This window comes from Alloyangia mangrovi (genome assembly GCF_002300555.2).
GTDB classification, from domain to species: Bacteria; Pseudomonadota; Alphaproteobacteria; order Rhodobacterales; family Rhodobacteraceae; genus Salipiger; species Salipiger mangrovi.
The window spans coordinates 1-24,133 of sequence record NZ_NTHN02000007.1 but is presented as its reverse complement, the minus strand read 5'-3'; the positions used below and the strand labels follow the sequence as shown (position 1 = coordinate 24,133).

20 protein-coding genes, 1 tRNA gene and 3 pseudogenes are annotated in these 24,133 nt (G+C 68.0%); 14 read left to right on the top strand and 10 right to left on the bottom strand.

Annotated elements, in window-relative coordinates; genetic code table 11:
• The first annotated feature begins 81 nt into the window (after positions 1–81).
• Complete coding sequence (locus CLG85_RS05510) at positions 82–1,659, top strand: lysine--tRNA ligase (protein WP_095882541.1); 1,578 nt, start codon at positions 82–84, stop codon at positions 1,657–1,659.
• A gap of 189 nt (positions 1,660–1,848) precedes the next feature.
• Positions 1,849–4,137, top strand: coding sequence for a glycosyl hydrolase family 28-related protein (locus tag CLG85_RS05505; protein WP_095882540.1), 2,289 nt, complete (start codon positions 1,849–1,851; stop codon positions 4,135–4,137).
• A 57-nt stretch (positions 4,138–4,194) separates the two neighbouring features.
• On the opposite strand, the gene CLG85_RS05500 is transcribed toward CLG85_RS05505, so the two are convergent.
• Complete coding sequence (locus CLG85_RS05500) at positions 4,195–4,863, bottom strand: hypothetical protein (RefSeq protein ID WP_235865403.1); 669 nt, start codon at positions 4,861–4,863, stop codon at positions 4,195–4,197.
• Between the two features lie 186 nt (positions 4,864–5,049).
• On the opposite strand from CLG85_RS05500, the pseudogene parA reads away from it, so the two are divergent.
• Positions 5,050–5,692 (top strand): annotated as a pseudogene (gene parA, locus CLG85_RS05495) (ParA family partition ATPase).
• A 20-nt stretch (positions 5,693–5,712) separates the two neighbouring features.
• On the top strand, positions 5,713–6,564 hold the full coding sequence (locus CLG85_RS05490) for a DUF6206 family protein (RefSeq protein WP_311734959.1): 852 nt from the start codon (positions 5,713–5,715) through the stop codon (positions 6,562–6,564).
• 360 nt (positions 6,565–6,924) lie between these two features.
• On the opposite strand, the gene fsa is transcribed toward CLG85_RS05490, so the two are convergent.
• A complete protein-coding gene (gene fsa / locus CLG85_RS05485) occupies positions 6,925–7,578 on the bottom strand; it encodes a fructose-6-phosphate aldolase (protein WP_095883108.1) in 654 nt (217 codons plus the stop codon).
• 104 nt (positions 7,579–7,682) lie between these two features.
• Here fsa and CLG85_RS05480 point away from each other — a divergent pair, with 104 nt between their 5' ends.
• A complete protein-coding gene (locus tag CLG85_RS05480; protein ID WP_260348542.1) occupies positions 7,683–9,872 on the top strand; it encodes a primosomal protein N' in 2,190 nt (729 codons plus the stop codon).
• A gap of 30 nt (positions 9,873–9,902) precedes the next feature.
• Here CLG85_RS05480 and CLG85_RS05475 read toward each other — a convergent pair whose 3' ends face one another.
• On the bottom strand, positions 9,903–10,361 hold the full coding sequence (locus CLG85_RS05475) for an Lrp/AsnC family transcriptional regulator (protein ID WP_176476640.1): 459 nt from the start codon (positions 10,359–10,361) through the stop codon (positions 9,903–9,905).
• Positions 10,362–10,448: 87 nt separating this feature from the next.
• On the opposite strand from CLG85_RS05475, the gene CLG85_RS05470 reads away from it, so the two are divergent.
• The 3 genes and pseudogenes from CLG85_RS05470 to CLG85_RS05460 all read left to right on the top strand — a co-directional run bounded on the left by CLG85_RS05470 (position 10,449) and on the right by CLG85_RS05460 (position 14,667).
• Positions 10,449–11,576: a type III PLP-dependent enzyme gene (locus CLG85_RS05470; protein WP_095882980.1), complete on the top strand. Its 1,128-nt coding sequence runs from the start codon at positions 10,449–10,451 to the stop codon at positions 11,574–11,576.
• Between the two features lie 81 nt (positions 11,577–11,657).
• Positions 11,658–13,950: pseudogene (locus tag CLG85_RS05465) on the top strand (xanthine dehydrogenase family protein molybdopterin-binding subunit).
• 264 nt (positions 13,951–14,214) lie between these two features.
• Positions 14,215–14,667: a CoA-binding protein gene (locus CLG85_RS05460; protein WP_095882978.1), complete on the top strand. Its 453-nt coding sequence runs from the start codon at positions 14,215–14,217 to the stop codon at positions 14,665–14,667.
• Positions 14,668–14,842: 175 nt separating this feature from the next.
• On the opposite strand, the gene CLG85_RS05455 is transcribed toward CLG85_RS05460, so the two are convergent.
• From CLG85_RS05455 to CLG85_RS05445, 3 genes are all read right to left on the bottom strand, one after another.
• Positions 14,843–15,157, bottom strand: coding sequence for a phosphoribosyl-ATP diphosphatase (locus tag CLG85_RS05455; protein WP_095882982.1), 315 nt, complete (start codon positions 15,155–15,157; stop codon positions 14,843–14,845).
• Between the two features lie 20 nt (positions 15,158–15,177).
• Positions 15,178–15,936 (bottom strand): imidazole glycerol phosphate synthase subunit HisF, encoded by a 759-nt coding sequence (gene hisF, locus CLG85_RS05450; protein WP_092423828.1) that lies wholly within the window; start codon positions 15,934–15,936, stop codon positions 15,178–15,180.
• A 122-nt stretch (positions 15,937–16,058) separates the two neighbouring features.
• Complete coding sequence (locus CLG85_RS05445; protein ID WP_095882977.1) at positions 16,059–17,618, bottom strand: bifunctional metallophosphatase/5'-nucleotidase; 1,560 nt, start codon at positions 17,616–17,618, stop codon at positions 16,059–16,061.
• A gap of 349 nt (positions 17,619–17,967) precedes the next feature.
• Between CLG85_RS05445 and CLG85_RS05440 the strand changes: the two genes are divergently transcribed.
• From CLG85_RS05440 to CLG85_RS05425, 4 genes are read left to right on the top strand one after another with little or no spacing between them, the layout of a single operon-like run.
• Complete coding sequence (locus CLG85_RS05440) at positions 17,968–18,309, top strand: DUF952 domain-containing protein (protein ID WP_095882976.1); 342 nt, start codon at positions 17,968–17,970, stop codon at positions 18,307–18,309.
• Positions 18,309–19,367: a quinone-dependent dihydroorotate dehydrogenase gene (locus CLG85_RS05435; RefSeq protein WP_095882981.1), complete on the top strand. Its 1,059-nt coding sequence runs from the start codon at positions 18,309–18,311 to the stop codon at positions 19,365–19,367. The genes CLG85_RS05440 and CLG85_RS05435 overlap by 1 nt, the downstream gene beginning before the upstream one ends.
• Positions 19,364–19,702, top strand: coding sequence for an arsenate reductase (glutaredoxin) (gene arsC, locus CLG85_RS05430; RefSeq protein WP_260348540.1), 339 nt, complete (start codon positions 19,364–19,366; stop codon positions 19,700–19,702). The genes CLG85_RS05435 and arsC overlap by 4 nt, the downstream gene beginning before the upstream one ends.
• 11 nt (positions 19,703–19,713) lie before the next feature.
• Positions 19,714–20,817, top strand: a complete 1,104-nt coding sequence (locus CLG85_RS05425) for a THUMP domain-containing class I SAM-dependent RNA methyltransferase (protein ID WP_260348539.1) — start codon at positions 19,714–19,716, stop codon at positions 20,815–20,817.
• 76 nt (positions 20,818–20,893) lie between these two features.
• On the opposite strand, the gene hisA is transcribed toward CLG85_RS05425, so the two are convergent.
• The 3 genes from hisA to hisB form a co-directional block, all read right to left on the bottom strand.
• Positions 20,894–21,616: a 1-(5-phosphoribosyl)-5-[(5-phosphoribosylamino)methylideneamino]imidazole-4-carboxamide isomerase gene (hisA, locus tag CLG85_RS05420; protein WP_095882783.1), complete on the bottom strand. Its 723-nt coding sequence runs from the start codon at positions 21,614–21,616 to the stop codon at positions 20,894–20,896.
• A 104-nt stretch (positions 21,617–21,720) separates the two neighbouring features.
• Positions 21,721–22,356 (bottom strand): imidazole glycerol phosphate synthase subunit HisH, encoded by a 636-nt coding sequence (hisH, locus tag CLG85_RS05415; RefSeq protein WP_095882782.1) that lies wholly within the window; start codon positions 22,354–22,356, stop codon positions 21,721–21,723.
• Positions 22,357–22,452: 96 nt separating this feature from the next.
• The gene (gene hisB, locus CLG85_RS05410) at positions 22,453–23,040 is read right to left on the bottom strand and encodes an imidazoleglycerol-phosphate dehydratase HisB (RefSeq protein WP_095882781.1); all 588 of its coding nucleotides are present in this window, start codon (positions 23,038–23,040) and stop codon (positions 22,453–22,455) included.
• A gap of 144 nt (positions 23,041–23,184) precedes the next feature.
• Between hisB and CLG85_RS05405 the strand changes: the two genes are divergently transcribed.
• Positions 23,185–23,424 (top strand): Lrp/AsnC ligand binding domain-containing protein, encoded by a 240-nt coding sequence (locus CLG85_RS05405; protein WP_095882780.1) that lies wholly within the window; start codon positions 23,185–23,187, stop codon positions 23,422–23,424.
• 140 nt (positions 23,425–23,564) lie between these two features.
• On the opposite strand, the gene CLG85_RS05400 is transcribed toward CLG85_RS05405, so the two are convergent.
• Positions 23,565–23,639 (bottom strand) — tRNA-Gly (locus CLG85_RS05400).
• 195 nt (positions 23,640–23,834) lie between these two features.
• Between CLG85_RS05400 and CLG85_RS05395 the strand changes: the two are divergent.
• Positions 23,835–24,133 (top strand): annotated as a pseudogene (locus CLG85_RS05395) (DUF4405 domain-containing protein); the annotation flags it as partial.

Genomic DNA, 24,133 nt, shown 5'->3' with positions numbered 1-24,133 from the left:
ACCCCGTGCCCTGCCTGCAATAGGAGGCTGGCGCACTGCCCCGTGATCGTGGGCGTTTCTTCCCCTAAGGAGTGTTTCCTCATGTCCGAACTGCGCGACGCAGCAATGAGCTCGAAGGCCTGGCCCTTTGAAGAGGCGCGCCGGGTGCTGAAACGCTACGAGAAGACGCCGCCCGAGAAGGGATACGTGCTGTTCGAGACCGGCTACGGCCCGTCGGGCCTGCCGCATATCGGCACCTTCGGAGAGGTTGCGCGCACCACGATGATCCGCCGTGCCTTCGAGGTGATCTCGGACATCCCGACCCGGCTGATCTGCTTCTCGGATGACATGGACGGCATGCGCAAGGTGCCCGAGAACGTGCCGAACCAGGAGCTGCTGCAGGAGAACCTGCAACGCCCGCTGACCTCGGTGCCGGACCCCTTCGAGGAGTTCGAGAGCTTCGGCCACCACAACAACGCCATGCTGCGCCGCTTCCTCGACACCTTCGGGTTCGAGTACGAATTCTATTCGGCCACGGATTTCTACAAATCCGGCCAGTTCGACGAAATCCTGCTGCGCTGCTGTGAGAAATACGATGATCTGATGAAGATCATGCTCAAATCGCTGCGCGAGGAGCGGGCCTCGACCTATTCGATCTTCCTGCCGATCCACCCCGAGAGCGGCCGCGTGCTCTACGTGCCGGTGAAGCATGTCGATGCCGCCGAGGGCACCATCACCTTCGACGATGACGACGGCAAGGAATGGACGCTGCCGGTGACCGGCGGCAACGTGAAGCTGCAGTGGAAGCCCGACTTCGGCGCCCGCTGGGCGGCGCTCGGCGTCGATTTCGAGATGTACGGCAAGGATCACTCGACCAACACGCCGATCTATGACGGCATCTGCCGCACGCTCGGCGTGCGCGCGCCCGAGCACTTCACTTACGAACTCTTCCTCGACGAGAACGGCGAGAAGATCTCGAAGTCCAAGGGCAACGGCCTGTCGATCGACGAGTGGCTGACCTATGCCTCCTCCGAGTCGCTGTCCTACTTCATGTTCCAGAAGCCGAAGACCGCGAAGCGGCTCTGGTGGGACGTGATCCCCAAGGCGATGGACGAGTACCACCAGCAGCTCCGCGCCTACCCGACGCAGGATGTGAAGGCGCAGCTCGCGAACCCGGTGTGGCACATCCACGGCGGCGACGTGCCCGAATCGAAGATGGTTGTGCCCTTCTCGATGCTGCTCAACCTCGCCTCGGCCGCCGGTGCCGAGGACAAGGAGGCGATGTGGGGCTTCATCCGCCGCTACGCGCCGGACGCCGCGCCGAAGACCCACCCGGACCTCGACGCGGCAGCGGGCTTTGCGGTGCGCTACTTCAATGATTTCGTGAAGCCGACGAAGCAGTTCCGCGCCCCCACCGACCAGGAGCGGGCGGCGATGGAAGACCTCGCGGCCCAACTCGAGGGTTACGACGGCGCGGTCGACGACGAGGCGCTGCAGACGCTGGTCTTCTCGGTTGGCAAGGCGCATGGCTTCGAGAACCTGCGCGAATGGTTCCAGGCACTTTACGAAGTGCTGCTGGGCCAGAGCCAAGGGCCGCGCTTCGGCGGGTTCATCGCGCTCTACGGCGTCGCCGAGACCGCCGCGCTGATCCGCAAGGGGCTCGCCGGCGAGCTGGGCTGAAGTCGCTGAAATACTGAGATGAAAGGGCCTTCCCGAGAGATCGGGGAGGCCCTCTTTCTTTGTGCCGAAGGGCGCTGTTGCGCTGGCCGCGCGCGGTGCTGCCGGGGCCTCTTAACCTCTGCCCGTCAGCCTCTGGACCCGTGGGATCGGCACGACCCCGCGAGGCGATACAGAGCAGAGGTGCAAGCCATGAACATTGCGGTGACCGACGGGGTGGTGCTGACCCCCACGCCATTTTCCGAAGGGCTGGGTGTCTGGTCGCGGGGCGACGGGCGGCCCGGATCGGACACCTATGCCTCCTATGCCTCGGCGGCCTTCGTCCCGGCGGATGCGGACTTCGGCGGCTGTCTCGAGCTGCAGAAGGCCGAGGCCACACAGAAGCTGCGCTACATGGGGCAGACGCCGATCCTGCCGGGCGTCTACCTGAGGATCACCGCGCGGCTGAAGGCGGTCTCGGGGAATCTGCCCTCGGTACGCATCGCCGGCTGGGCGGGGACCGGCAGTGACGTCGAGGTGACCGGTCTGCCGATGCTTGGGACCTCGGTCGCGCTGACCAGTTACGGCGAGGTGGCCGAGGTCTCGGCCATCGTCGGCAGCGGATCGCGGGGCGGCGTCGATCTCGTCTGGGGCACCGAGCCGACCTACGGTCACTTCGGGCTCGACCTGACCGGGCTCAGCGGCGGGGTGGTGCGGATCGACGATCTGCGGATCGAGGATGTGACCGGGCACTTCCTGCGCGGCATGATGGCCAGCGTCGACGTGCGCGACTATGGCGCTCTCGGCGACGGCAACACCGATGACAGCGCCGCCTTCGAGGCTGCCGACGCCGTGGCCGATGGGCGGCAGATCGTGGTGCCCGCCGGGACCTACCGGCTCGCCAACTCGGTCACGCTGGAGAACCCCGTGCGCTTCGAGGGGCAGCTGAGCATGCCGGCCTCGGCGATCCTGTCGCTGACCCGGGATTTCCACTTCCCCGCCTATCTCGCGGCCTTCGGCGGCGACGAGGCGCAGGCGCTGGCCAAGGGGCTGCAGTCGCTGCTGAACAACGCAGACCACGAGAGCTTCGATCTCTGCGGGCGGCGCGTGTCGCTCACCCAGCCGCTCGACGTGCGCGCGGCGGTGGACAACCGTGACACCTATTCGCAGCGCCGGGTTCTGCGCAACGGCCAGCTCCGCGCCGAGGCGGGCAGCGGCTGGGATGCGGCCAGCGTCACCGGCACGGCGACCTATGCCGCCTCGAACCCCTGGCAGCTGACCAACGTGTCGAACATCGCAAATATCGAGGTCGGCAGCCTTGTCACCGGCGCCGGGGTGGGGCGCGAGATCTACGTGAAGGACAAGAACGTCGGCGCCGCGACGATCACCCTGTCGCAGCCGCTCTCGGACGCCGTCGGCACGCAGGGCTACACCTTCACCCGCTTCCGCTACCTGCTCGATTTCTCGGGCTTCACCAAGCTCGAGAAATTCGAGATCGAAGGTGTGGAGTTCCAATGCTCGGAGCTGGCGAGCGGCATCCTGCTGCCGCCCGCGGGCACGGTGAACGTCATCCGCAGCTGCGTCTTCAACCGCCCCGGCCACCGCGGCATCACCTCGCCCGGCGACGGCTGCCAGGGCTTGCTGGTCGATCACACCCAGTTCCTCAGCGCCGAGGGCGATCTTGCGACCCAGAACCGCCAGTCGGTGGCGATCAACACCAACGCCAACGATGTGAAGATCCGCAACAACCGCGCCTCGCAGTTCCGCCATTTCGCGGTGGTCTCGGGGGCGCATGCGGTGATCTCGGGCAATCATTTCTTTCAGGGTGATGACAGCGGCGCGGGCATCCGGTCGGCGGGGATCGTGCTCTGCCTGCGTGCCTGCAACACCACGATCACCGGCAATTACATCGACAACTGTTTCATCGAGTGGACCAACGAGCGCGAGCCGGAGCCCGACTTCACCGGCGGCTTCGGCTTCGCCGGGCTGTCCGTCACCGGCAATGTCATGCTGTGCTCTGACGTTGCCGAGTGGTTCTCCTTCTTGGTGGTGAAGCCCTATGGCTCGGGCCACATGGTCAACGGTCTGAACCTGTCGGGGAACCTCTTCCGCTGCGTCGGCGGGACGATCGTGCGGGTGGACCGGGTCGACACGTCCTTTGCGCCGCTGAACCTCGAGGCCATGCGGCGGGTCTTCGTCGGCTCGAACACCTTCCACAACGTCGAGCTGCAGACCGAGAACCCGCTGCAGGTGGCCCATGCGCAGAACAGCCATGCGAGCACTTGGGTTGTGGAGACCGGCAACCGGCTGCCCTTTGGCGGGCAGACGCGCGAGGTGCAGAGCCTCGTGTTGCGCTCGCGCCCGCGCAATGCCGGCAATGTCAGCATGTTCGTCACCCCCTATACGGCCACCGAGGGCGGCAGCGCCAAGGACGAGGTGCATGTGGTCTGGCCCGAGCCGATGCGGGGCGACCTGACGATGATGGTGCGGATGGATTACTGAACCGCGCCGCCATGCAGAGGGGGAGGCCGGTGCCGCGGGGCGCCGGCCTCTCGCCGTTCAGAACTCGCTCCAGAGGCCCATAAAAAGCCCTGAGCTGTCATCACCGGTCAGCCCCTGGCTGGCGCCGATCTCGATCTGCAGGCGCCTGCGCAGCGGCAGCACCACCGAGGAGGCGAGGCGGGCGAAGGGCGAGTCACCCTGCGGCGCGCCGCTCTGGAGTTGCAGGATGAGCCGGGTCTTTTTCGGCAGGCGCACCCCCAGCGTGAGGTCGAGCTTGTAGTCGGTTCCCTCGGCCTCGCGAATCTCGGCCAGCAGATCGGCGTTGAGCCAGCCCTGCTCAAGCCCGACGCCCACCGAGAGCCCCGGCCGCAGTGCCCGCACCCCCTCGATCTGGCCAAGACCCAGTTCGCCGGCAATGCGCAGCGGGCCGGTGCCGAGCAGGGCAAAGCGCACGAAGCCCACCGCCTTGCCGCCTCCAGAGATCGAGCGCCCGAGATCGGTGCCGAAGGTCAGCCGGCGGCTGGCGCCGTATTCGAGATAGAAAGTGTCATAGCGCAACTCGGCGCGCGGCCAGTTCTGAACGGTCTGCTCCTGCGCCCAGGAAAGCCGGGTGGTCGTGCTGGCAAAGCCGCGCCCTGTCGGCTGCAGCCAGGCACCGGCCCCAAGCGGCGTGGCGCCGGTGCCGAGAAGCGTGCAGATCAGGGCATGCATGAGCAAGTGCCGCATCGGGAGCCTCCTGGGCAGGCAGCTTGTCCGATCCACCCTTAAGAGCGGGTGAATCCCGGCGCGGGTGGCTTCCGGCAGAGCGTCTCCCCCCGCGTCATCTGGCCACTGGACGGGGTGCCGTCTTCGGCTATGCTGCAGGTGCGAAAGGGTCCGGCACGGGCCGTTGGATCGCACAGGGGGGCATTCATGACCGGATCGGTGATCACCGTCGCGCAGCAGAAGGGTGGCTCGGGCAAGACCACGCTCTCGGCCAATCTCGCCATCGGTTTCCTTGCGCAGGGCAAGTCTGTCGCGCTGGTCGACATCGACCCGCAGGGCAGCCTCGGGCGCTGGTTCATGACCCGGCTGGAGCGCGATCCCGGCGCGCTCGGGACTCTGGAGTTTGCCACCTCCTCGGCCTGGGGGGGTGACGTATGAGTGCCGCAAGCTCGCGGCGAGCCATGACGTGGTGATCGTCGACACCCCGCCCAAGGCCGACAGCGACCTGCGCCCGGCGCTGCGCGCCGCCGACCTGGTGGTGGTGCCGGTCTCGATGAGCCACCTCGACCTCTGGGCCACCGAGGGGGTGCTCGACCTTGCGCGGCGGGAGAACCGCGCGGCGCTGGTGGTGCTCAACCGGACCCGGCCCGGCACGCGGCTCTCGGGCGAGATCGCCGAGGCGGTGCAGGCCATGGAGGTGCCCATCGCCGCCGCGCAGCTCGCCAACCGGGTGGGCTACGCCGAGGCCTTCGGGCGCGGCCAGAGCGCCGCCGAGGGCCGCAAGACCCCGGCCCGCGCCGAGATCGCCGCGCTGACGGCAGAGGTGGCGGAGGCGCTGGCAAACGGGTAAAGCGGGCGCCAACAGGAGACATGACCCAGATGACCGACCACGCCGCGCTCGCCGAGACCATCCGCCGCCACCAGCAGGGGCAGGGCCAGCCGATTTCGCGGCTGGGGTATTTCTGCGCCCCCTTCCGCCCGGCGGACGGGCCGTTCGCGGACAAGGTGGTGAAGGTCTACCGCGGGCTGCCCGACGGCGCCGCGCTGGAACGTTTGGCGCGGGCGCATGACCAATATGTCGCGGCGCTGGAGCAGACCGGCGTGCCGCTGCCGAAGACCGAGTTCCTGCTGATGGAAACCGGGCAGGGCCGGGTGCCGGTGATCCTGCAGGAGGCGCTGCCCGAGGCCTCTCTGATGCGCCCGCGCATGCAGCGCGAGGACCTCGCCTCGACGCTGGCGATGATGGAGAGCGCCGGGCAAGTGATCGCGCGATTCTGGAACAACGCGGACCAGATCGAGGGCCGCGTCGGCTTCCACCCCTCGATCCGCAACTTCGCGGTGGTGGACGGCCAGGCGGTCTTCTTCGACACCTTCCCGCCGCTGATCGGCTATTCTCGCGACGAGATGGGCGAGCTCCTGCTGCAGTTCTCCGAAAAGCGCCTGATGCGCTGGGTCGGCCCGCTGCTGAAAGCAAAGGTCACCGGCATCCAGGACGAATGGTACTCGGCGCCCGAAACGCTGGTTGGCCTCGTCGGCTCGGCCTGCCGGCTGCGCCCCGAGCACGCCGACGCCTATCTCGACTGGGGCCGCGACTTCGCGCCGCGCGCCATGCCGCGCTTCGCCGAGGAAGCGCTTGAGGGGCTGTCGCAGCCGCCGCGGCTGCCGGGCTACTGGACCGGCTTCCGCAAGCTGCTGGGCCTGCAGGGCGAGCCCAACCTCTGAGCGCCGCGCCGGCCCCGCTGCCGGATGCGCGTATTTGGAAAGAGAAGAAGGGCGGGCCGCGTCTTCCCGGCGGTGCTAACCTTGAATTAACCATTCTGGGTGCAGATTCGACGGGCGGTACAGGCTGGCGAGCCGATGACCGCAAGAGGAGAAGCCCCGCGCCCGGTCCGCCAAAGTCCCTCCAAGACGAGTGCCGCCGGGGCGGGGTGGACCGCCCTGCTTCTTCTCTTTTCAAATACGCAAACTGCGGCAGAGACGCCTGGCCCGGCGAGGGGCAAGAGCGCCCGCAAAGACCAAGAGCGCCTGCAAAGAAAAGGCCCGCCTCCAAGGAGGCGGGCCTTTCTGTCCTGGTCAGCCGAATCAGACGATCTTGATGCCGGCCTTCTCGGCGTCCGCGAGGAAGGCGGCGAGGCCCTTGTCGGTCAGCACGTGGTTGGCCATCGCCTTGATCACCGACGGCGGCGCGGTGCAGACGTCGGCGCCGATCTTGGCGCATTCGGACATGTGGTTGGCCGAGCGGATCGAGGCGGCGAGCACCTGGGTCTCGTAGCCGTAGTTGTCGTAGATCGCGCGGATGTCGGCGATCAGCTGCAGCCCGTCGAGGTTCAGATCATCGAGACGGCCGATGAACGGCGAGATGAAGGTCGCGCCGGCCTTTGCCGCCAGCAGCGCCTGGTTGGCCGAGAAGCAGAGCGTCACGTTGACCATGTTGCCCTCTTCCGAGAGCACCTTGCAGGCCTTGAGCCCGTCCCAGGTCAGCGGCACCTTCACGGCGATGTTCGGCGCGATCTCGGCCAGCTTGCGGCCTTCCTCGATCATCGCGTCGGCGTCGGTTGCGACCACTTCGGCCGAGACCGGGCCCGGGACCAGGTCGCAGATTTCCTTGGTGACCTCGAGGATGTCACGGCCGGACTTGGCGATCAGCGAGGGATTGGTGGTGACGCCATCCACCATGCCGAGCTCGTGAAGCTCGCGGATTGCGTCCACATCGGCGGTGTCGACAAAGAATTTCATCTCGGTAAGCCCTCCAGGCTTGGCTTGGCATTCGCTCGCGCCTGTCTTACCTCATGCAGGGAAGGGCTGAAACCCTTGAAAACAAGCTCACGGACCGGCCCCGCATGGATGATTTCTACGACGAAGGCACGCTGATCTCGGTGCTGACCACGCAGCCGCTCGACCGGCTGCTGGACTACAAGGCACCGGCGGGCGGCTGCGCGCAGGGCGCCTATGTCGAGGTGCCGCTGGGGCCGCGCAAGGTGCTGGGCGTGGTCTGGGGGCCGGGGCAGGGCGGCTTTGATCCGGCCAAGGTCCGCGCCGCCTTCCGGGTGCTCGACGCGCCGCCGATGCGCGCCGAGCTGCGTGAGTTCCTCGAGCGCTCCGCCGATTACACGCTGACGCCGCGCACCGCCATGCTGCGCCTTGCCACCCGCGCACCGGGGCTCGGTGACGGGCCGGCGATGCGCAAGATCTACCGCAAGGGCGACAGCGAGCCCGACCGCATGACCGATGCGCGCCGCCGGGTGCTCGATGTGCTGGAGGAGATGGGCGGGCTGTCGCTGACGCTCAAGGAACTGGCCGACGCCGCCGGGGTGACCTCCTCGGTGGTCAAGGGGCTGGCCAAGATGGGGGCGGTGCGCGAGGAGGAGGCGCCGCGCGATACGCCCTTTGCCCGGCTTGATCCCGACTACCGCGGCAAGGCCCTGACCGAGGATCAGGCCAGCGCCGCCGATGTGCTGCGCGAAGGCGTGCGATCCGGCAAATACGGCACGGTGCTGTTGAAGGGCGTCACCGGTTCGGGAAAGACCGAGGTCTACCTCGAGGCGGTGGCCGAGGCCCTGCGCAAGGGCCGGCAGGCGCTGGTTCTGCTGCCCGAGATCGCGCTGACCTCGGAGTTCCTCACCCGAGTCGAGGCCCGTTTCGGTGCAAGGCCGGCCGAGTGGCACTCGGGTGTCACGGTGACCGAGCGGCGACGGGTCTGGCGGCAGGTGGCCGAGGGCGGCGCGCAGCTGGTGGTGGGGGCGCGCTCGGCGCTCTTCCTGCCGTTCCGCGATCTTGGCCTGACGGTCGTCGACGAGGAACACGACACGTCCTACAAGCAGGAGGAAGGCGTGCTCTACAACGCCCGCGACATGGCGGTGCTGCGCGCCTCCATCTGCTCGGGGCGGGTGGTGCTGGCCTCGGCGACGCCCTCGCTCGAGAGCTGGGCCAACGCCGATGCAGGCAAGTACCAGCGGCTCGATCTCGTGTCGCGCTTCGGACCGGCGGTGATGCCGCAGATGCGGGCGCTCGACATGCGCGGCGAGGATCTGCCGGGCAGCCGCTGGATCTCGCCCTCGTTGCAGGCGGCGGTGAAGCGGCGGATCGCGCAGGGCGAGCAGTCGCTGCTGTTCCTCAACCGGCGCGGCTATGCGCCGGTCACCATCTGCCGGGCCTGCGGCCACCAGATCGCCTGCCCGCATTGCGACGCGCGCATGGTCGAGCACCGCTTCCAGCAGCGGCTGATCTGCCACCAGTGCGGCGAGAGCACGCCGAAGCCGGAGAAATGCCCCTCCTGCGAGGTCGAGGGCAAGCTCGCGGCGGTGGGGCCGGGGGTCGAGCGGCTGGCCGAGGAGGCAGCCGAGGTCTTTCCCGATGCGCGGCTGGCGGTGCTGTCGTCGGACCTCTTCGGCTCGGCGCGGCAGCTCAAGGCCGAGATCGAGAAGATCGCCATGGGCGGCGCCGACATCGTCATCGGCACGCAGCTGGTGGCCAAGGGGCACAACTTTCCCAACCTCACGCTGGTGGGGGTGATCGATGCCGACCTCGGGCTGCAGGGCTCGGACCTGCGGGCGGCAGAGCGGACGTTCCAGCTGATGCGGCAGGTCGCGGGACGCGCGGGCCGGGCCGAGAAGCCGGGCACCGCGCTTCTGCAGACCTTCCAGCCCGAGCATCCGGTGATCCGCGCGATCCTTTCGGGCGACGAGGAGGGCTTCTGGAAGGCCGAGGCCGACGAGCGCCGCGCCGCCGGGATGCCGCCCTATGGGAGGCTGGCGGGGGTGATCCTGTCGTCGACCGAAGTGCAGGAGGTCTTCGACCTGGGCGCCGCCATGGCGCGGCAGGACGGTCCCTTGCGGCGGGTGGGGGCCCAGGTCTACGGACCCGCGCCGGCGCCCATCGCCCGGGTGCGCGGGCGGCACCGGGTGCGGCTGCTGGTCAAGGCGCCGAAGGGCGTGGCGCTGCAGGCGGCGCTGGCGGAATGGGCGGCGCAGTTCCGGCTCAAGGGCGAGCTGCGTATGGCCATCGATATCGACCCGCAGAGCTTTTTCTGAAGTCAGGGCAATGGGAGATGGGCGGGCGCGCTAGCCCGCCCGGTTCAGCTTCGTGCTGAGGTGAATGAGGCTCTCCGAGCTCTTCACCCCGCGCGCCTCGGCGATCTTGTCGAGCGTGGCGTCGAGCTCCTCGGTGCTGCGCGCGCTCACCTGCACCAGCAGGTCGACCCTTCCTGAAGTCGTATGCGCCGCTTCGACCGCGGGCATCTGGCGCAGCCGGGCGAACACCTCGGGCTGGCTGCGCGGCTCGATGCACACCAGCACGGTGGCCCGGATCGGCGCCTTCAATGCGGCGCCGCGGCGCAGGGTGAAGCCGGCGATGATGCCGCGTGCCAGCAGCCGGTCGATGCGCGCCTGCACCGTGGTCCGCGCCAGCCCCAGCTTGCGGGCGAGGTCGGCGACCGGCAGCCGTGCATCCGCCTCGAGCAGCGCGATGAGCTGCCGGTCGGTTTCGTCGATCTGAATGGTCTTGTTGTCGATCTGTCGCATCATGCCCTGCATTCTGTGCCATATGCCACGCGGGTCCGAGCGTTTTCTGCGCCATGCTGGAAAGAAAAGCGACAGGAGGCAGCGCCCATGCGGATCGATCCGACCCTCTCCCCGACGCCGGAAGCCTGGCTCGCGGCCAATGCGCCGGACGAGCCGGTGTTCCTCTTCCATCCGGCGCGTCTGATGGAGGTGGCCCGCGAGTTCCTGACCGGCTTTCCGGGTCTCGTGACCTATGCGGTCAAGGCCAATCCCGCGCCCGAAATGATCCGCGCGCTGCACGCTGCCGGCATCAGAGCCTTCGACGTGGCCTCGCCTGCCGAGATGGCGCTGGTCCGGGCCGAAGCCCCGGGGGCAGCGTTGCACTACCATAACCCGGTGCGCTCGGCGGCGGAGGTCGCGGCGGGGCTGGAGGCGGGCTGCGTCTCGTGGTCGGTGGACCGGATGGCGGAACTGGAAAAGCTGGCGGGCCTGCCGCGCGGCACCGAGATCGCCGTGCGGCTCAAATTGCCGGTGGCGGGGGCGGCCTATGACTTCGGCACCAAGTTCGGCGCCACGCCCGAGCAGGCCGTGCAGTTGCTGCGGCGGGTCGAGGCCTTGGGGTTCACCGCCTCGATCACCTTCCACCCGGGCACGCAATGCACCAGCCCCGCGCCTTGGGGACGCTACATCAACGAGGCTGCCGCGGTGGCGCGCTCCGCCGGGGTCACGCTGCATCGGCTCAACGTCGGTGGCGGCTTCCCGGCGCACCGCGATGCCGACCGGCCCGACCTGCAGGCGATCTTCGATACCATCTGCGAGGCGGCGCAGGGCGCCTTCGACAACCCGCCGCACCTGGTCTGCGAGCCGGGGCGCGCGCTGGCCGCCGAGGCGTTGACGCTGGCCACGCGGGTCAAGGGCGTGCACGAGGAGGCGGTTTTCCTCAACGACGGGGTCTACGGCGGGCTTGCCGAATGGCGCGATATCGCACCGATGGACCGGGTCCGCGCGGTCAGCCGCAGCGGCGGCCCACTGCAAGGCGAGCGGACCCGCCGCGTGGTCTTCGGCCCGACCTGCGACAGCATCGACCGGCTGCCCGAATTGCTGCCGTTGCCATGCGACCTGACGGAAGGCGACTACCTGCTCTTCGAGGGCATGGGTGCCTATTCCCGGGCGCTCGTCACCGGGTTCAACGGCTACGGCGTGCGCAGAGTCGTGGAAATCGAAAATCAGGGCTGAGATCACAGTCCCGGGCGCTGGACTCTGCGGCTGCGGCCTCTACAGTCGCGGCAAATACGCAGCCGCGGGAGGACCAGCCAGATGGAAAAATTCGGCAAAAGCCAGTCGTTCAAGCGCAGCGAGGACGTGCGCTTCCTCACCGGGCATGGTCGGTACGTCGATGATATCGCTCCGGAAGGGGCGCTGCATGCCTATGTGCTGCGCTCGCCCGTCGCCCATGCCGAGATCGCCAAGCTCGACGTGTCGGACGCGCGCGAGATGCCGGGGGTGCACATGGTGGCGACGGTCGAGGATCTGATCGCCGCGGGCATGGACATCTCGATGGGCGGCACGGTGATCAAGAACCGCGACGGCAGCAAGGCCGCCGATCCGCTGCGCCCGATCCTTGCCAAGGACCGGGTGCGCCACGTCGGCGAGCCGGTGGCGCTGATCGTCGCCGAGACGATGATCGAGGCCAAGGACGCCGCCGAGGCCATCGTCTTCGATTTTGACGAACTGCCGGTGCACATGGCGCTGGAGGCGGGTGGCGAAGCGATCCACCCCGAGGCGCCGGGCAACCGCGCCTTCGACTACGGGCTCGGCAACGAGGCCGAGACCGAGGCGGCCTTTGCCGCCGCCGCCAAGGTGGTCAGCCTCGAGGTCGGCGACAACCGCGTCATCGTCAACGCCATGGAGCCGCGCGGCGCCTACGCCGAGTGGGACGGCGAGAAGCTTCATGTCGCCTTCAACGGGCAGGGTGTCTGGGGGCTGAAGTCCGAGCTGGCGCAGGCCTTCGACCTGCCGGTCGAGCAGATCCGCGTCACCAACCCCGACGTCGGCGGCGGCTTCGGCATGAAGGCGCCGGGCTATCCGGAGTATTTCGCCATCGCCTTTGCCGCGAAGCAGCTCGGCCGTTCGGTGCGCTGGATGTCGGACCGCACCGAGGCGATGCTCTCGGACCACGCCGGGCGCGATCTGGTGACTCTGGCCGAACTGGCCTTCGATGAAGACAACCGCATCCTCGGCTACCGCAACCACACCCGCTGCAACCTCGGCGCCTACAACTCGAACTTCGGGCAGGCGATCCAGACCGCGCTCTATGCCAAGGTGCTGACCGGCACCTATGACATCAAGGCGGCCTACATGCGGGTCGAGGGCTTCTATACCAACACCACGCAGGTCGACGCCTATCGTGGCGCCGGCCGTCCCGAGGCGATCTACACGCTCGAGCGCATCATGGACCGTGCCGCGCGCGAGCTTGGGGTCGATCCGAGCGAGCTGCGGCGGATCAACTTCGTGCAGGAGTTCCCCTACAAGACGGTGACCGGCGAGAATTACGACGTGGGCGATTTCTCCCGCGTGCTGGCCCATGCCGAGGCGGATGCCGACATCGCGGGCTACCCGGCGCGCAAGGCGGCCTCGGAGGCGCAGGGCAAGCTGCGGGGGCTCGGTCTCTGCTACTACATCGAAAGCATCCTCGGCGATCCGGCCGAGGACGTGAAGGTGGAATTCACCGAGGATGGCGGTGCGACCATCTACGTCGGCACCCAGTCGAACGGGCAGGGGCACGAGACAGTGTTTGCCAAGTTCCTAGCCGACCAGACCGGCATCCCGGTCGAGAAGATCGGCTTCGTGCAGGGTGACAGCGACCGCATCCCGCGCGGCGGTGGCACGGGGGGGCTCGCGCTCGGTGACCACGCAGGCGACGGTGACGCTGACCGCCGTGCGCGACATGATCGCGGGCTTCTCGGAGTTCCTCGCCAGCGAGATGGGCGTCGATCCCGACGAGGTGCGCTTCGACGACGAGCAGTTCCGCGCGGATGGCTCGAACCTGCACCCGACCATGCTCGAGGCCGCTGCGCTGGCGCGCGAGAAGGGCCGTGAGGACCTGCTGAGCTGGTCCGCCCGCACCGCCATCGACGCCCGCTCCTACCCCAACGGCGCGCATTTCTGCGAGGTCGAGATCGACCCCGAGACCGGCGTCACACGGGTGGTGAAATACACGGTGGTCGACGATTTCGGCAACCTCATCAACCCGATGCTGGCCGAGGGCCAGGTGCATGGCGGGGTGGTGCAGGGGCTGGGCCAGGCGCTGACCGAACACACGGTCTACGACGAGGACGGCCAGCTCCTGACCGCGACCTTCATGGATTACGCCATGCCGCGTGCCAAGGATGCGCCCTGGATCGCCTTCGACGTCGAGCCGGTGCCCTCGACCGGCAACCCCATGGGGATGAAGGGCTGCGGCGAGGCGGGCACCGTCGGCTCGATGGCCGCTGTGTCAAATGCTGTGCAGGACGCGCTCTGGGATAAAGGGATTCGCCAGGCCGACATGCCCTTCACCCCGCACAGGGTGTGGCAGATGCTGGCCCATGAGGCGATCGCCGCGGAATGACGCGCCAGCACGTGATGGACGGAAGGTCAAGAATTTTTCATCACATGATCGCGAGGGGCCTTCAATCTGTGGCATTTTCGCCTATCTCTGGTTCAGAGGCGCGGAACTGGAACCTCCGCGACCCCTTCACTGTCCCTCGTTCCGTAACTTGCGTCCGGGTATTACCCGGACGCTTTTTCTTTTGTTCCCTCTTTTCCCGGGACGCCGCGTCCCGCGCGCGCGTCGCGGCTTCCTCTTCCCGCGGCGCTGTGACAGGCTGAGCACATGAGCTATTCCGACACCTTCCTCAAAGACATCCTGACCCGGACACGGGTCATCGCCGTGGTCGGCATCTCGACCAACCCGGTGCGGCCGAGCCACTACGTCTCGCGTTTCCTGTCCCAGCGCGGCTACCGGATCATCCCGGTCAACCCGGCGCATGTCGGCCAGACGCTCTTCGGCGAGGAGTTCCGCGCCGGGCTCTCGGAGATCGACGCACCGGTGGACATGGTCGACATCTTCCGCCGCCACGAGGCGGTGCCGTCGGTGGTGGGTGCAGCGCTCTCGCACCTGCCCCAGTTTCGCACCATCTGGATGCAGCTCGGTGTCGCGCATGCCGAGGCGGCCGCAAAGGCCGGGGCCAGTGGCGTCGACGTCGTACAGGACCGCTGCACCAAGATCGAATACGAGCGCCTGCTGGGCGCCGGCGTGCCGCTCGCCGAGGTGATCGGCGGCTAGCGTCGGAAAAGGGGGGGCTCCGCCCCCGCCGCGCTGCGCGCGTCTCCCCCGGGATATTTTTGCCCAGAAGAAATGCGGAAGAGGGCCTGCGGGGGCGCAGCGCCCTTCTTCTCTTTTCAAATACGCCGGGGGTGAGCCGCGCAGCGGCGAGGGGGCAGCGCCCCCTCTCTCGGTCTCAGCCCTTGGGACGGGCGGCCTTTTCGGCGATGCCGGATTGGCCCTGGCGGCGCTCCAGCTCGGCCATGACCTCCGACAGCGGCAGCTCGCGGGCGCGCAGCATCACGAGGAAATGGAAGAGCACGTCTGCGGCCTCGGAGGCGAGCTTCTCGCGGTCGCCCTTGACCGCCTCGATGATCGCCTCGATGGCCTCTTCGCCGAATTTCTCGGCGCATTTCTCCGGGCCCTTGGCGAGCAGCTTTGCGGTCCAGCTCTCGTCGGGCGAGGCGGCGGCGCGGGCGGCGATCACCTCTTCGAGTTTTTCGAGCGTCATCTCGGTCATGTCGGAGCCTCTCAGAGCCGCACCGGCACGCCGGCGGCGGCCATATGCGCCTTGGCCTCGGCGATGGTGTAGGTGCCGAAGTGGAAGATCGAGGCGGCGAGCACCGCCGAGGCATGGCCCTCGGTCACGCCCTCGACCAGGTGGTCGAGCGTGCCGACACCGCCCGAGGCGATCACCGGGATCGGCACCGCGTCGGCGATGGCGCGGGTCAGCGGCAGGTTGAACCCCGCCTTGGTGCCGTCGCGGTCCATCGAGGTCAGCAGGATTTCCCCCGCGCCCTTTCGTGCCATGGTGATGGCGAACTCGACCGCATCGATGCCGGTGGGGCGGCGGCCGCCGTGGGTGAAGATCTCCCAGCGGCCCGGCTCCACGGTCTTGGCGTCGATGGCGCAGACGATACACTGGCTGCCGAAGTGATCGGCGGCCTCGGCCACCACGTCGGGATTGGCCACGGCGGCGGAGTTGAACGAGACCTTGTCGGCCCCGGCGAGCAGCAGCGCCCGCACGTCGGCGACGGTGCGCACGCCGCCGCCCACGGTGAGCGGGATGAAGCATTGCTCGGCGGTGCGGGTCACCACGTCGAACATCGTGCCGCGGTTTTCATGCGTGGCGTGGATGTCGAGGAAGCAGATCTCGTCGGCTCCGGCGGCGTCATAGGCTCGGGCAGCGTCCACCGGGTCGCCCGCATCGCGCAGGTCGACGAAGTTGACGCCCTTGACCACGCGGCCATCGGCCACGTCGAGGCAGGGGATGATGCGCGTCTTAAGCATGGGGCCCTGATAGTGCGGAATTTCCCCGGGGGGGAAGAGGATGTTGCGGCGGTGGCCTGGGGTGTGAAAAGGGGGCGCGCCGTTCCCGGCGCGCCCCCGCGTCCTGTCGCCCTTGGGACGGATCACTCGGAAATGGTGATCCGGCCGTCGGTGTAGGGCGTGTAGGGGGTGCCCGCCGCGATGAACTCGGCGGCCACGTCGGCGAGGTCGGGGCCGAAATCATAGGCCTGCTTGGCGGTGATGAACATCTTGTAGCCGTCGCCGCCGTTGCGCACGAAGTTGTTCGACACCACGCCGTAGGTCTTGGCCTCGTCGAGCGCGGCGTCTCCGACCATCACGTCGGAGATCCGGCTGCCCACTTCGGCCGAGGGGGTGACGGTGAAGCTCATCCCCGCGACCTGCGGGAAGCGGCCGCCGCCTTCCTCCATCTCGCTGACGCCGTTCTCCAGCGCCTCCTTGATCACCGCGCCGGTGACCTGGAAGGTCGAGAGCGTATTCTGGAAGGGCAGCACGGTCAGCACCTCGCCCATGGTCACCTCGCCGGCGTCGATCGAGGCGCGCAGCCCGCCGCCGTTGGTGATCGCGATCTCGACGCCCTGGTCCTTGACCCGGTCGAGCATGGCGTCGGCCACGAGGTTGCCCATCGGGCATTCCTCGGCGCGGCACATGTCGCGGCTGCCGTTGATCTCGTCGGTCGACTCGCCGATCACCTTGTTGCGGATCTCGTCGAGCGGCTTGGCGGCCTCGGCGATGCGCTCCTTGGTGGCGGCATCCTCGGTCACCGCGGCGTCCATGATCAGCGGCGCGCCCGATGCGTCGGTGATCGCGCCCGCGTCGTCGAAGGTCACCTTCAGCTCGCCGAGGAACTTGCCGTAGGCATAGGCCGAGACGATGGCGGTGTCCTTGACCATGGTCGGGTAGGGGCCCTCGGCGCCGTCCATGTCGCCGAGCAGCGTGTTGGAATGGCCGCCGACGATCACATCGACGCCGGTGGTCTCTTCGGCGACCTTCAGGTCGACGTTGTAGCCCGAGTGCGAGAGCACGACGATCTTGTTGACGCCCTGCTCGGTCAGCTTGTCGACCTCGGCCTGCACGGCGCCGACCGGATCGGTGAAGACCACGTTCTTGCCCGGGCTCGACAGCTCGTCGGTGTCGACCGGAGTGAGGCCGATGAGCCCGATCTTCTCGCCGTCCTTCTCGATGATGGTCGACTTCTGGATCTCGCCCTTGAGCAGCGTCTCGCCGGAGAGGTCGGCGTTGGACATCAGCACCGGGAACTCGACCGAGTCGACGAAGCCGCGAAGCACCTCGGGGCCGTCGTCGAACTCGTGGTTGCCCACGGTCATTGCGTCGTACCCCATCTGGTTCATCATCTCGGCGGCGAGCTTGCCCTTGTAGTAGGTGTAGAAGAGCGAGCCCTGGAACTGGTCGCCGCCGTCCACCAGCAGGTAGTTGCCGGCGCGGTCCTTCGCCTCGGTGATCGCGGTCTGCAGGCGGGGCGAGCCGCCGAAGCACTTGCCCTCGGTGTTGTCTTCCTCGCCGCAGGTGGAATCGTACTTGCTGATCGGCTCGAAGCGCGAGTGGAAGTCATTGGTGTGAAGGATGGTGATCGTGTAGTCCGCGCTGGCTGCGCCGGCGGTCAGGGCGAGCGCGGCGGCGCTGGTCAGAAGACGAAGCGACATGGGAATCCTCTCTGTCGGGTTTTTTCTTATCTTCCGATCCTGCAACGGGTTTTACGGGCTGTCAAAACACGTTGGGCGAAAATTCGGCACATTGCCCGGCGATGGGTCAGAACACTGGCAAGTGTCTGTGGATCATCGCCTATTCTGACCGCGTGGCACCTGAACCGAAGCCGCGCGCTCGTACCCTGTCTGCGGGCAGCTGCCGATGCCGGTCATCGTCCTCGCGGTGCTCCGCTGGGCCGTCCGGCTTATCCGGGGACCAGTGGAGGGCCGTCCTGAGCACGGTTTCGCTCAATGTGGGTTGACTGCGGGGATTGACCGGGACGGGGTTCCGCGTCATCAGCGCCTCATGCTGATCTACAAAATCCTCCGGGCCGACGAATGGGCGGCGCTGCAGGCGCAGGGCGAGACCGCCGGCGCCCCGATCGACGTGGCCGATGGCTACATCCACTTCTCCACCGCCGAGCAGGTGCGCGAGACGGCGGCGAAGCATTTCGCCGGCGTCGAGGGGCTGCAGCTCCTCTGCTACGAGGTCGAGGATTTCGGCGACCGGATCACGTGGGAGCCCTCGCGCGGCGGGGCGCTCTTCCCGCATCTCTATTCCGCGCTGCCGCTCGCCGGGCTACTATGGTCGCAGCCGCTGTTGCTGGGCGAGGGCGGGGCGCATCAGTTTCCGGACGATCTGGCATGATGAGATTTCTCGAGAAGGCGGGCCTGCCGCTCTTGCACAAGGTCGACCCCGAGCAGGCGCACGGGCTGGCGATCATGGCGCTGAAGATGGGGCTTGCCCCGGCGCCGGGGATGATCACCTCGGACCGGCTGCGCTGCGAACTTGCCGGGCTGGCGCTGCCCAACCCGATCGGGCTGGCGGCGGGCTTTGACAAGAACGCCTCGGCGCTGCAGGGGCTGTCGCGCGCGGGCTTCGGCTTCGTCGAGGTTGGCGCGGTGACGCCGCGCCCGCAGCCTGGCAACCCAAAGCCGCGGCTCTTCCGCCTGACCGAGGATCGGGCGGCGATCAACCGCTTCGGTTTCAACAACGAGGGCATGGAGGTGGTCGCGCAACGGCTGGTCCAGCGCCCGAGCGGCATGGTGCTGGGGCTCAATCTCGGCGCCAACAAGGACAGCGAGGACCGCGCGGCGGATTTCGCCAAGGTGCTGTCACGCTGCGGCGAGCACCTCGATTTCGCCACCGTCAACGTCAGCTCGCCCAACACCGAGCGGCTGCGCGACCTGCAGGGCAAGGACGCGCTGGCGGCGCTGCTGGGCGGCGTGATGGACGCGCGGGCGCATCTCGATGACCGCATCCCGGTGTTCCTCAAGATCGCGCCGGATCTCGATGAGCAGGGTCTTAAGGACGTTGCCGAGGTCGCCATGGCCTCCAAGGTCGACGCGGTGATCGCTACCAACACCACGCTCTCGCGCGAGGGGCTTTCCTCGCCCTTCTCGTCGGAGGCGGGCGGCATGTCGGGCCAGCCGTTGTTCGAGAAATCCACCCGCGTGCTGGCGAAGCTCTCGGAGCTTACGGGCGGCCAGATGCCGCTGGTCGGCGTCGGCGGCATCGGCTCGGCAGAGCAGGCCTACCAGAAGATCCGCGCCGGCGCCTCGGCGGTGCAGGTCTACACCGCGCTGGTCTTCGGCGGGCTGTCTCTGGTGCAGGACATCGCCGAAGGGCTGGACGCGCTGCTGGCCCGGGACGGCTTTGCCTCGGTCGAGGAGGCCGTGGGCACCGGGCGCGGGGATTGGACATGATCCTCTGGCACAACCCCCGCTGCAGCAAGTCGCGCGAGGCGCTGGCGCTGCTGGAGGAGAAGGGCGCCCGGCCCAAGGTCCGGCGCTATCTCGAGGATGCGCCCACCTACGACGAGCTGAAGGCAGCGCAGGCTGCGCTCGGTGTTTCGGCGATCGAGATGGTGCGCACCAAGGAAGCCGAATTCAAGGCGGCGGGGCTGAGCCGCGACAGCGACGACGAGGCGCTGCTGCGCGCCCTCGCCGAGACGCCCAAGCTGATCGAGCGCCCGGTGGCCTTTGCGGGGAGCCGCGCGGTGATCGGTCGCCCGCCCGAGCGTGTGCTCGAGCTGCTCTGACGGGACATGTGATGGACAAGACCTTCGAGATTTTCCTGGCCTGCGCGCCGGGGCTGGAGCCCGTGCTGGTGGCCGAGGCCAAGTCGCTCGGCTTCGGCCCGCTGAAGCCCGAGCAGGGCGGCGTGTCGTTCCAGGGCGGCTGGCCCGAGGTGGCGCGCGCCAACCTCGAGCTGCGCGGCGCGGCGCGGGTGCTGGCCCGCATCGGCGGCTTCCCGGCGGTGCACCTCGCGCAGCTCGACAAGCGCTCGCGCAAGTTTCCTTGGGGAGACATCCTGCGGCCCGACGTGCCGGTGAAGGTCGAGGCGCTGAGCCGCAAGTCGAAGATCTACCACGCCGGCGCTGCCAAGCAGCGGATCGAGCGGGCCATCACCGAAGAGCTGGGCGCGCCGCTGGCCGACGACGGCGTGCGCATCCTCGCCCGGATCGAGGACAATATCGTCTCCTTCTCCGTCGACACCTCCGGCCAGCCGCTGCACCGGCGCGGGCTCAAGCAGGCAGTCAGCAAGGCACCGATGCGCGAGACGCTGGCCTCGCTCTTCCTGCGCGCCTGCGGCTATGATGGGGTCGAGCCGGTGCTCGATCCCATGTGCGGCTCGGGCACCTTCCCGATCGAGGCCGCCGAGATCGCCGCCGGCTTGCTGCCCGGCCGGGCGCGCGCCTTCGATTTCGAGCGGCTGGCGGTCTTCGCGCCCGCCGACCTGAAGGGGCTGAAACGGCAGGAGCCGCTGCGCGCGCCGACCTCGCTCTACTACGGCTCGGACCGCGACGCGGGGGCGATCCGCTTCGCCTCCGAGAACGCCGAGCGGGCCGGGGTCACCGACTGGACCCGTTTCGAGTGCCGCCCGGTGAGCGAGCTGGAGCGCCCCGATGGACCGCCGGGCCTTGTCATGGTGAACCCGCCCTACGGCGCGCGGATCGGCGAGAAGGGCCCGCTGCACGCGCTGCACGCCTCGCTGGGGTCCGTGCTGAAGGAGAGGTTCCAGGGCTGGCGCGTGGGGATCATCACCACCGAGCCCGGGCTGGCCAAGGCGACCGGCCTGCGCTTCCTGCCCACCGGCGCGCCGGTGGCGCATGGCAGCCTCAAGGTGAAGCTCTACCGGACCGAGCCGCTCTGATCCGCGCGGATATGGGACAGATACGCAAAAGGGCCGCCCTCGGGGGCGGTCCTTTGTCATTCGGCTTGGCGCGCGTTCAGCCCTTGAGGGCCGCCAGCGCCTCTTTCAGCTCGATCGCGCCATCGTAAAGCGCCCGGCCCGAAATCGCGCCGTCCAGCTGCGCGCCGCAGTCGCGCAGCGCGATGAGATCCGCCAGTTTCGACACGCCGCCCGAGGCGATCACCGGAATCGACACGGCGCGCGCCATGGCGGCGGTATACTCGATGTTCGGCCCCTGCATGGCACCGTCGCGGTTGATGTCGGTGTAGATGATCGCCGCCACGCCGTCGTCCTCGAAACTGCGCGCCAGATCCACCGCGTCGACGTCGGTCACCTCGGCCCAGCCCTTGGTCGCCACGCGGCCGTCGCGCGCGTCGATGCCGACGGCGACCTTGCCGGGGAACGCCTTGGCCGCCTCGCGCACCAGCTCGGGCTTCTCGACCGCCACGGTGCCGAGGATGACCCGCGCGAGGCCCTTGTCGAGCCAGCGCTCGATGGTCGCCATGTCGCGGATACCGCCGCCGAGCTGCGCGGGAACCTTGGTGCGTTCGAGGATCGCCTCGACCGCAGCGGCGTTCACCGGCTCGCCGGCGAAGGCGCCGTTGAGATCCACGAGGTGCAGCCAGTCGCAGCCCGCCTCGACGAACTCCATCGCCTGCGCGGCGGGATCGTCGTTGAAGACCGTGGCCTTCTCCATGTCGCCGCGTAGCAGGCGCACGGCCTTGCCGTCCTTGAGGTCGATGGCGGGGTAGAGGATCATGGCGCGGCTCCGCATAGTCAGTGACGGCTCCCTATAGACGCGCGGGGGCGCGCTTTGCAATGCGCGCGCTGCCCCGGCGTGAGGGGGCAACACGAGCGCCGCCCTTACGGGGCCCAGGTGAGGAAGTTGCCGATCATCTTCAGCCCGGTGTCGGCGCTCTTCTCGGGGTGGAACTGGAAGCCCAGCATGTTGCCTTGCCCCACCACCGCGGTGACCGTGCCGCCGTAATCGACATGAGCCAGCCGGTGGTCGGGGGTGAGCATTCGCATCTGGTAGGAATGCACGAAATAGGCGTGATCGCCGCTCTTGATCCCGTCGAGCACCGGGTGTGCGCGGTCGATGACCAGCTCGTTCCAGCCCATGTGCGGCACTTTGAGCGCGGTGTCGGAGGGCAGGATCTTCTCGACCTCGCCATCGACCCATCCGAGGCCCGGGGTCTCTGCGTATTCAAAGCCGACGCGGGCCATGAGCTGCATGCCCACGCAGATGCCGAGGAAGGGCCGGCCCTTCGCCGTCACCGCTTCGACCATGGCGTCGAAACAGCCCGAGAGCCGCAGTGCCTTGGCGCAGGCCGGGAAGGCCCCGTCGCCGGGCAGCACCAGCCGGTCAGCTCGTGCCACCACCTCGGGGGCGTCGGTCACCACGACCTCGCCGGCATCCATCTCGCGCGCCATGCGCTGAAAGGCCTTCTCGGCGGAATGCAGGTTGCCGCTTTCGTAATCGATGATCGCCGTCAGCATCTCGCCTCCTGTCCGGGCGGCGGGTCCGCCCCTGCTTCTTCTAGGGTCAAATATCCCGGGGAGCGCGAGGGGCAGCGCCCCTCACTTCGGGCGCCGTCAGAGCGCGCCCTTGGTCGAGGGGATAGCGTCCCCCTTGCGCGGGTCGGGCTCCACCGCCTCGCGCAGCGCGCGGGCCACGGCCTTGAAGGCCGCCTCGACGATATGGTGCGAGTTCACCCCGTCGATCGCCTCGATGTGCAGCGTGATCCCGCCATGGGTCGCCAGCGCCTGGAAGAACTCGCGCACCAATTCGCAATCGAAGCTGCCGATCTTCTCGGTCGGCAGCTGCACCTTCCACACCAGGAAGGGGCGCGCCGAGAGGTCCAGCGCCGCGCGCACCAGCGCGTCGTCCATCGGCAGCAGGCAGGAGCCGTAGCGGCGGATGCCGCGCTTGTCGCCGAGCGCCTTGGCCAGCGCCTGGCCGATGGCGATGCCGGTGTCCTCGACGGTGTGGTGGTCGTCGATGTGCAGATCGCCCTCGGCGCGCACCACCATGTCGATCAGCGAATGACGTGCCAGCTGGTCCAGCATGTGGTCGAAGAACCCCACGCCGGTCTTCATGTCGTAGCTGCCCGTGCCGTCGAGATCGAGGCTGACCTCGATCTTCGTCTCGGCGGTGCTGCGGCTCACCTCGGCCTTGCGCATGGACCATACTCCTCGATGTCTCGCAGGGGCTTATAGGGCGGGGCAGGGCGCAGGCCAAGCCCCGCGCGTGCGCAAGGTGCCAGCCGCGCTTGCGGCGGCGGGGGTGCTGTGACAGCTTGCGCGCACATCATTGAGAGGCCCGCCATGACCACCTGCGTCTTCGTCCAGATCCGCTGCAAGCCCGGCGCCACCTACCAGGTGGCTGACCAGATCGCGCTCCGGGAGATCCATTCCGAGCTCTATTCGACGTCGGGCGAATGGGACCTGCTGCTCAAGCTCTACATTCCCGAGGGCGCCGACGTGGGGCATTTCATCAACGAGAACCTGCTCACGGTTCCGGGAATCGAGCGCACGCTGACCACTCTGACCTTCAAGGCGTTCTGAGCCGGCAGGGGCGGCCTCCGGGTCGCCCGTTGTCCGCGGTGGGCTCCGCGCCGCAGTGCGGACGCGAAATATCCGGCGTCGCATTGCCGCGGCCAGATTATCTCGTCTCTTGTAAGGAATTCCCGGAGGAAAGTGGTGAATGGAGCGGGCGAGGCGATTCGAACGCCCGACCCTTACCTTGGCAAGGTAATGCTCTACCCCTGAGCTACGCCCGCTTCCTTGTTGGTGTGGGCGATTTAGAGTTTCCCGCGGACCTCCGCAAGAGGAAAAGCGACCTTTTTCCGGGAAATTTCTCGGGCGGCGAAAAAACTCAATGAGACGCGACGGAAACTCCGCCGCCGCGCGTGACATCCCCGGAGCCGCAGGGGAGGCGCGGCGCCCGACTCGTCACATGCGGAGCCAGCCACGCCATGAAATCTCTTCTGAATCGCTACGCCACACCCTTCATCACCGGGCTTTTCCTCGTCTCCCTGATCTCGGGAATCGCGCTTTTCTTCCATTGGAACTCCGGATGGTTCCACGGCATGCACGAATGGCTCAGCATGGTGCTGATCCTGCCCTTCGTGTTGCACCTGTGGAAAAACTGGCGCCCGATGACCAGCTACATGCGCAAGCCGGCCTTCGCGCTGGCAATGGTCGGCGTCGCTGGCCCTGGCGGCGGCCTTCGTGGTGCCGAGCCTGGGTGCCAGCCCGGCGCCGCGCCGCGGCC

Excerpts from the sequence above, each read along its gene's own strand:
- CLG85_RS05505 (WP_095882540.1), top strand. The coding sequence starts at position 1,849 with ATGAACATTGCGGTGACCGACGGGGTGGTGCTGACCCCCACGCCATTT.
- arsC (WP_260348540.1), top strand. The coding sequence starts at position 19,364 with ATGATCCTCTGGCACAACCCCCGCTGCAGCAAGTCGCGCGAGGCGCTG.
- CLG85_RS05480 (WP_260348542.1), top strand. The coding sequence starts at position 7,683 with ATGGATGATTTCTACGACGAAGGCACGCTGATCTCGGTGCTGACCACG.
- CLG85_RS05445 (WP_095882977.1), bottom strand. The coding sequence starts at position 17,618 with ATGTCGCTTCGTCTTCTGACCAGCGCCGCCGCGCTCGCCCTGACCGCC.
- hisH (WP_095882782.1), bottom strand. The coding sequence starts at position 22,356 with ATGCTGACGGCGATCATCGATTACGAAAGCGGCAACCTGCATTCCGCC.
- hisB (WP_095882781.1), bottom strand. The coding sequence starts at position 23,040 with ATGCGCAAGGCCGAGGTGAGCCGCAGCACCGCCGAGACGAAGATCGAG.
- CLG85_RS05475 (WP_176476640.1), bottom strand. The coding sequence starts at position 10,361 with ATGCGACAGATCGACAACAAGACCATTCAGATCGACGAAACCGACCGG.
- CLG85_RS05470 (WP_095882980.1), top strand. The coding sequence starts at position 10,449 with ATGCGGATCGATCCGACCCTCTCCCCGACGCCGGAAGCCTGGCTCGCG.
- hisA (WP_095882783.1), bottom strand. The coding sequence starts at position 21,616 with ATGATCCTCTACCCCGCCATCGACCTCAAGGACGGCAAGGCCGTGCGC.
- CLG85_RS05500 (WP_235865403.1), bottom strand. The coding sequence starts at position 4,863 with ATGCGGCACTTGCTCATGCATGCCCTGATCTGCACGCTTCTCGGCACC.
- fsa (WP_095883108.1), bottom strand. The coding sequence starts at position 7,578 with ATGAAATTCTTTGTCGACACCGCCGATGTGGACGCAATCCGCGAGCTT.
- CLG85_RS05460 (WP_095882978.1), top strand. The coding sequence starts at position 14,215 with ATGAGCTATTCCGACACCTTCCTCAAAGACATCCTGACCCGGACACGG.
- CLG85_RS05435 (WP_095882981.1), top strand. The coding sequence starts at position 18,309 with ATGAGATTTCTCGAGAAGGCGGGCCTGCCGCTCTTGCACAAGGTCGAC.
- CLG85_RS05425 (WP_260348539.1), top strand. The coding sequence starts at position 19,714 with ATGGACAAGACCTTCGAGATTTTCCTGGCCTGCGCGCCGGGGCTGGAG.
- CLG85_RS05455 (WP_095882982.1), bottom strand. The coding sequence starts at position 15,157 with ATGACGCTCGAAAAACTCGAAGAGGTGATCGCCGCCCGCGCCGCCGCC.
- CLG85_RS05490 (WP_311734959.1), top strand. The coding sequence starts at position 5,713 with ATGACCCAGATGACCGACCACGCCGCGCTCGCCGAGACCATCCGCCGC.
- CLG85_RS05440 (WP_095882976.1), top strand. The coding sequence starts at position 17,968 with ATGCTGATCTACAAAATCCTCCGGGCCGACGAATGGGCGGCGCTGCAG.
- hisF (WP_092423828.1), bottom strand. The coding sequence starts at position 15,936 with ATGCTTAAGACGCGCATCATCCCCTGCCTCGACGTGGCCGATGGCCGC.
- CLG85_RS05405 (WP_095882780.1), top strand. The coding sequence starts at position 23,185 with ATGACCACCTGCGTCTTCGTCCAGATCCGCTGCAAGCCCGGCGCCACC.
- CLG85_RS05510 (WP_095882541.1), top strand. The coding sequence starts at position 82 with ATGTCCGAACTGCGCGACGCAGCAATGAGCTCGAAGGCCTGGCCCTTT.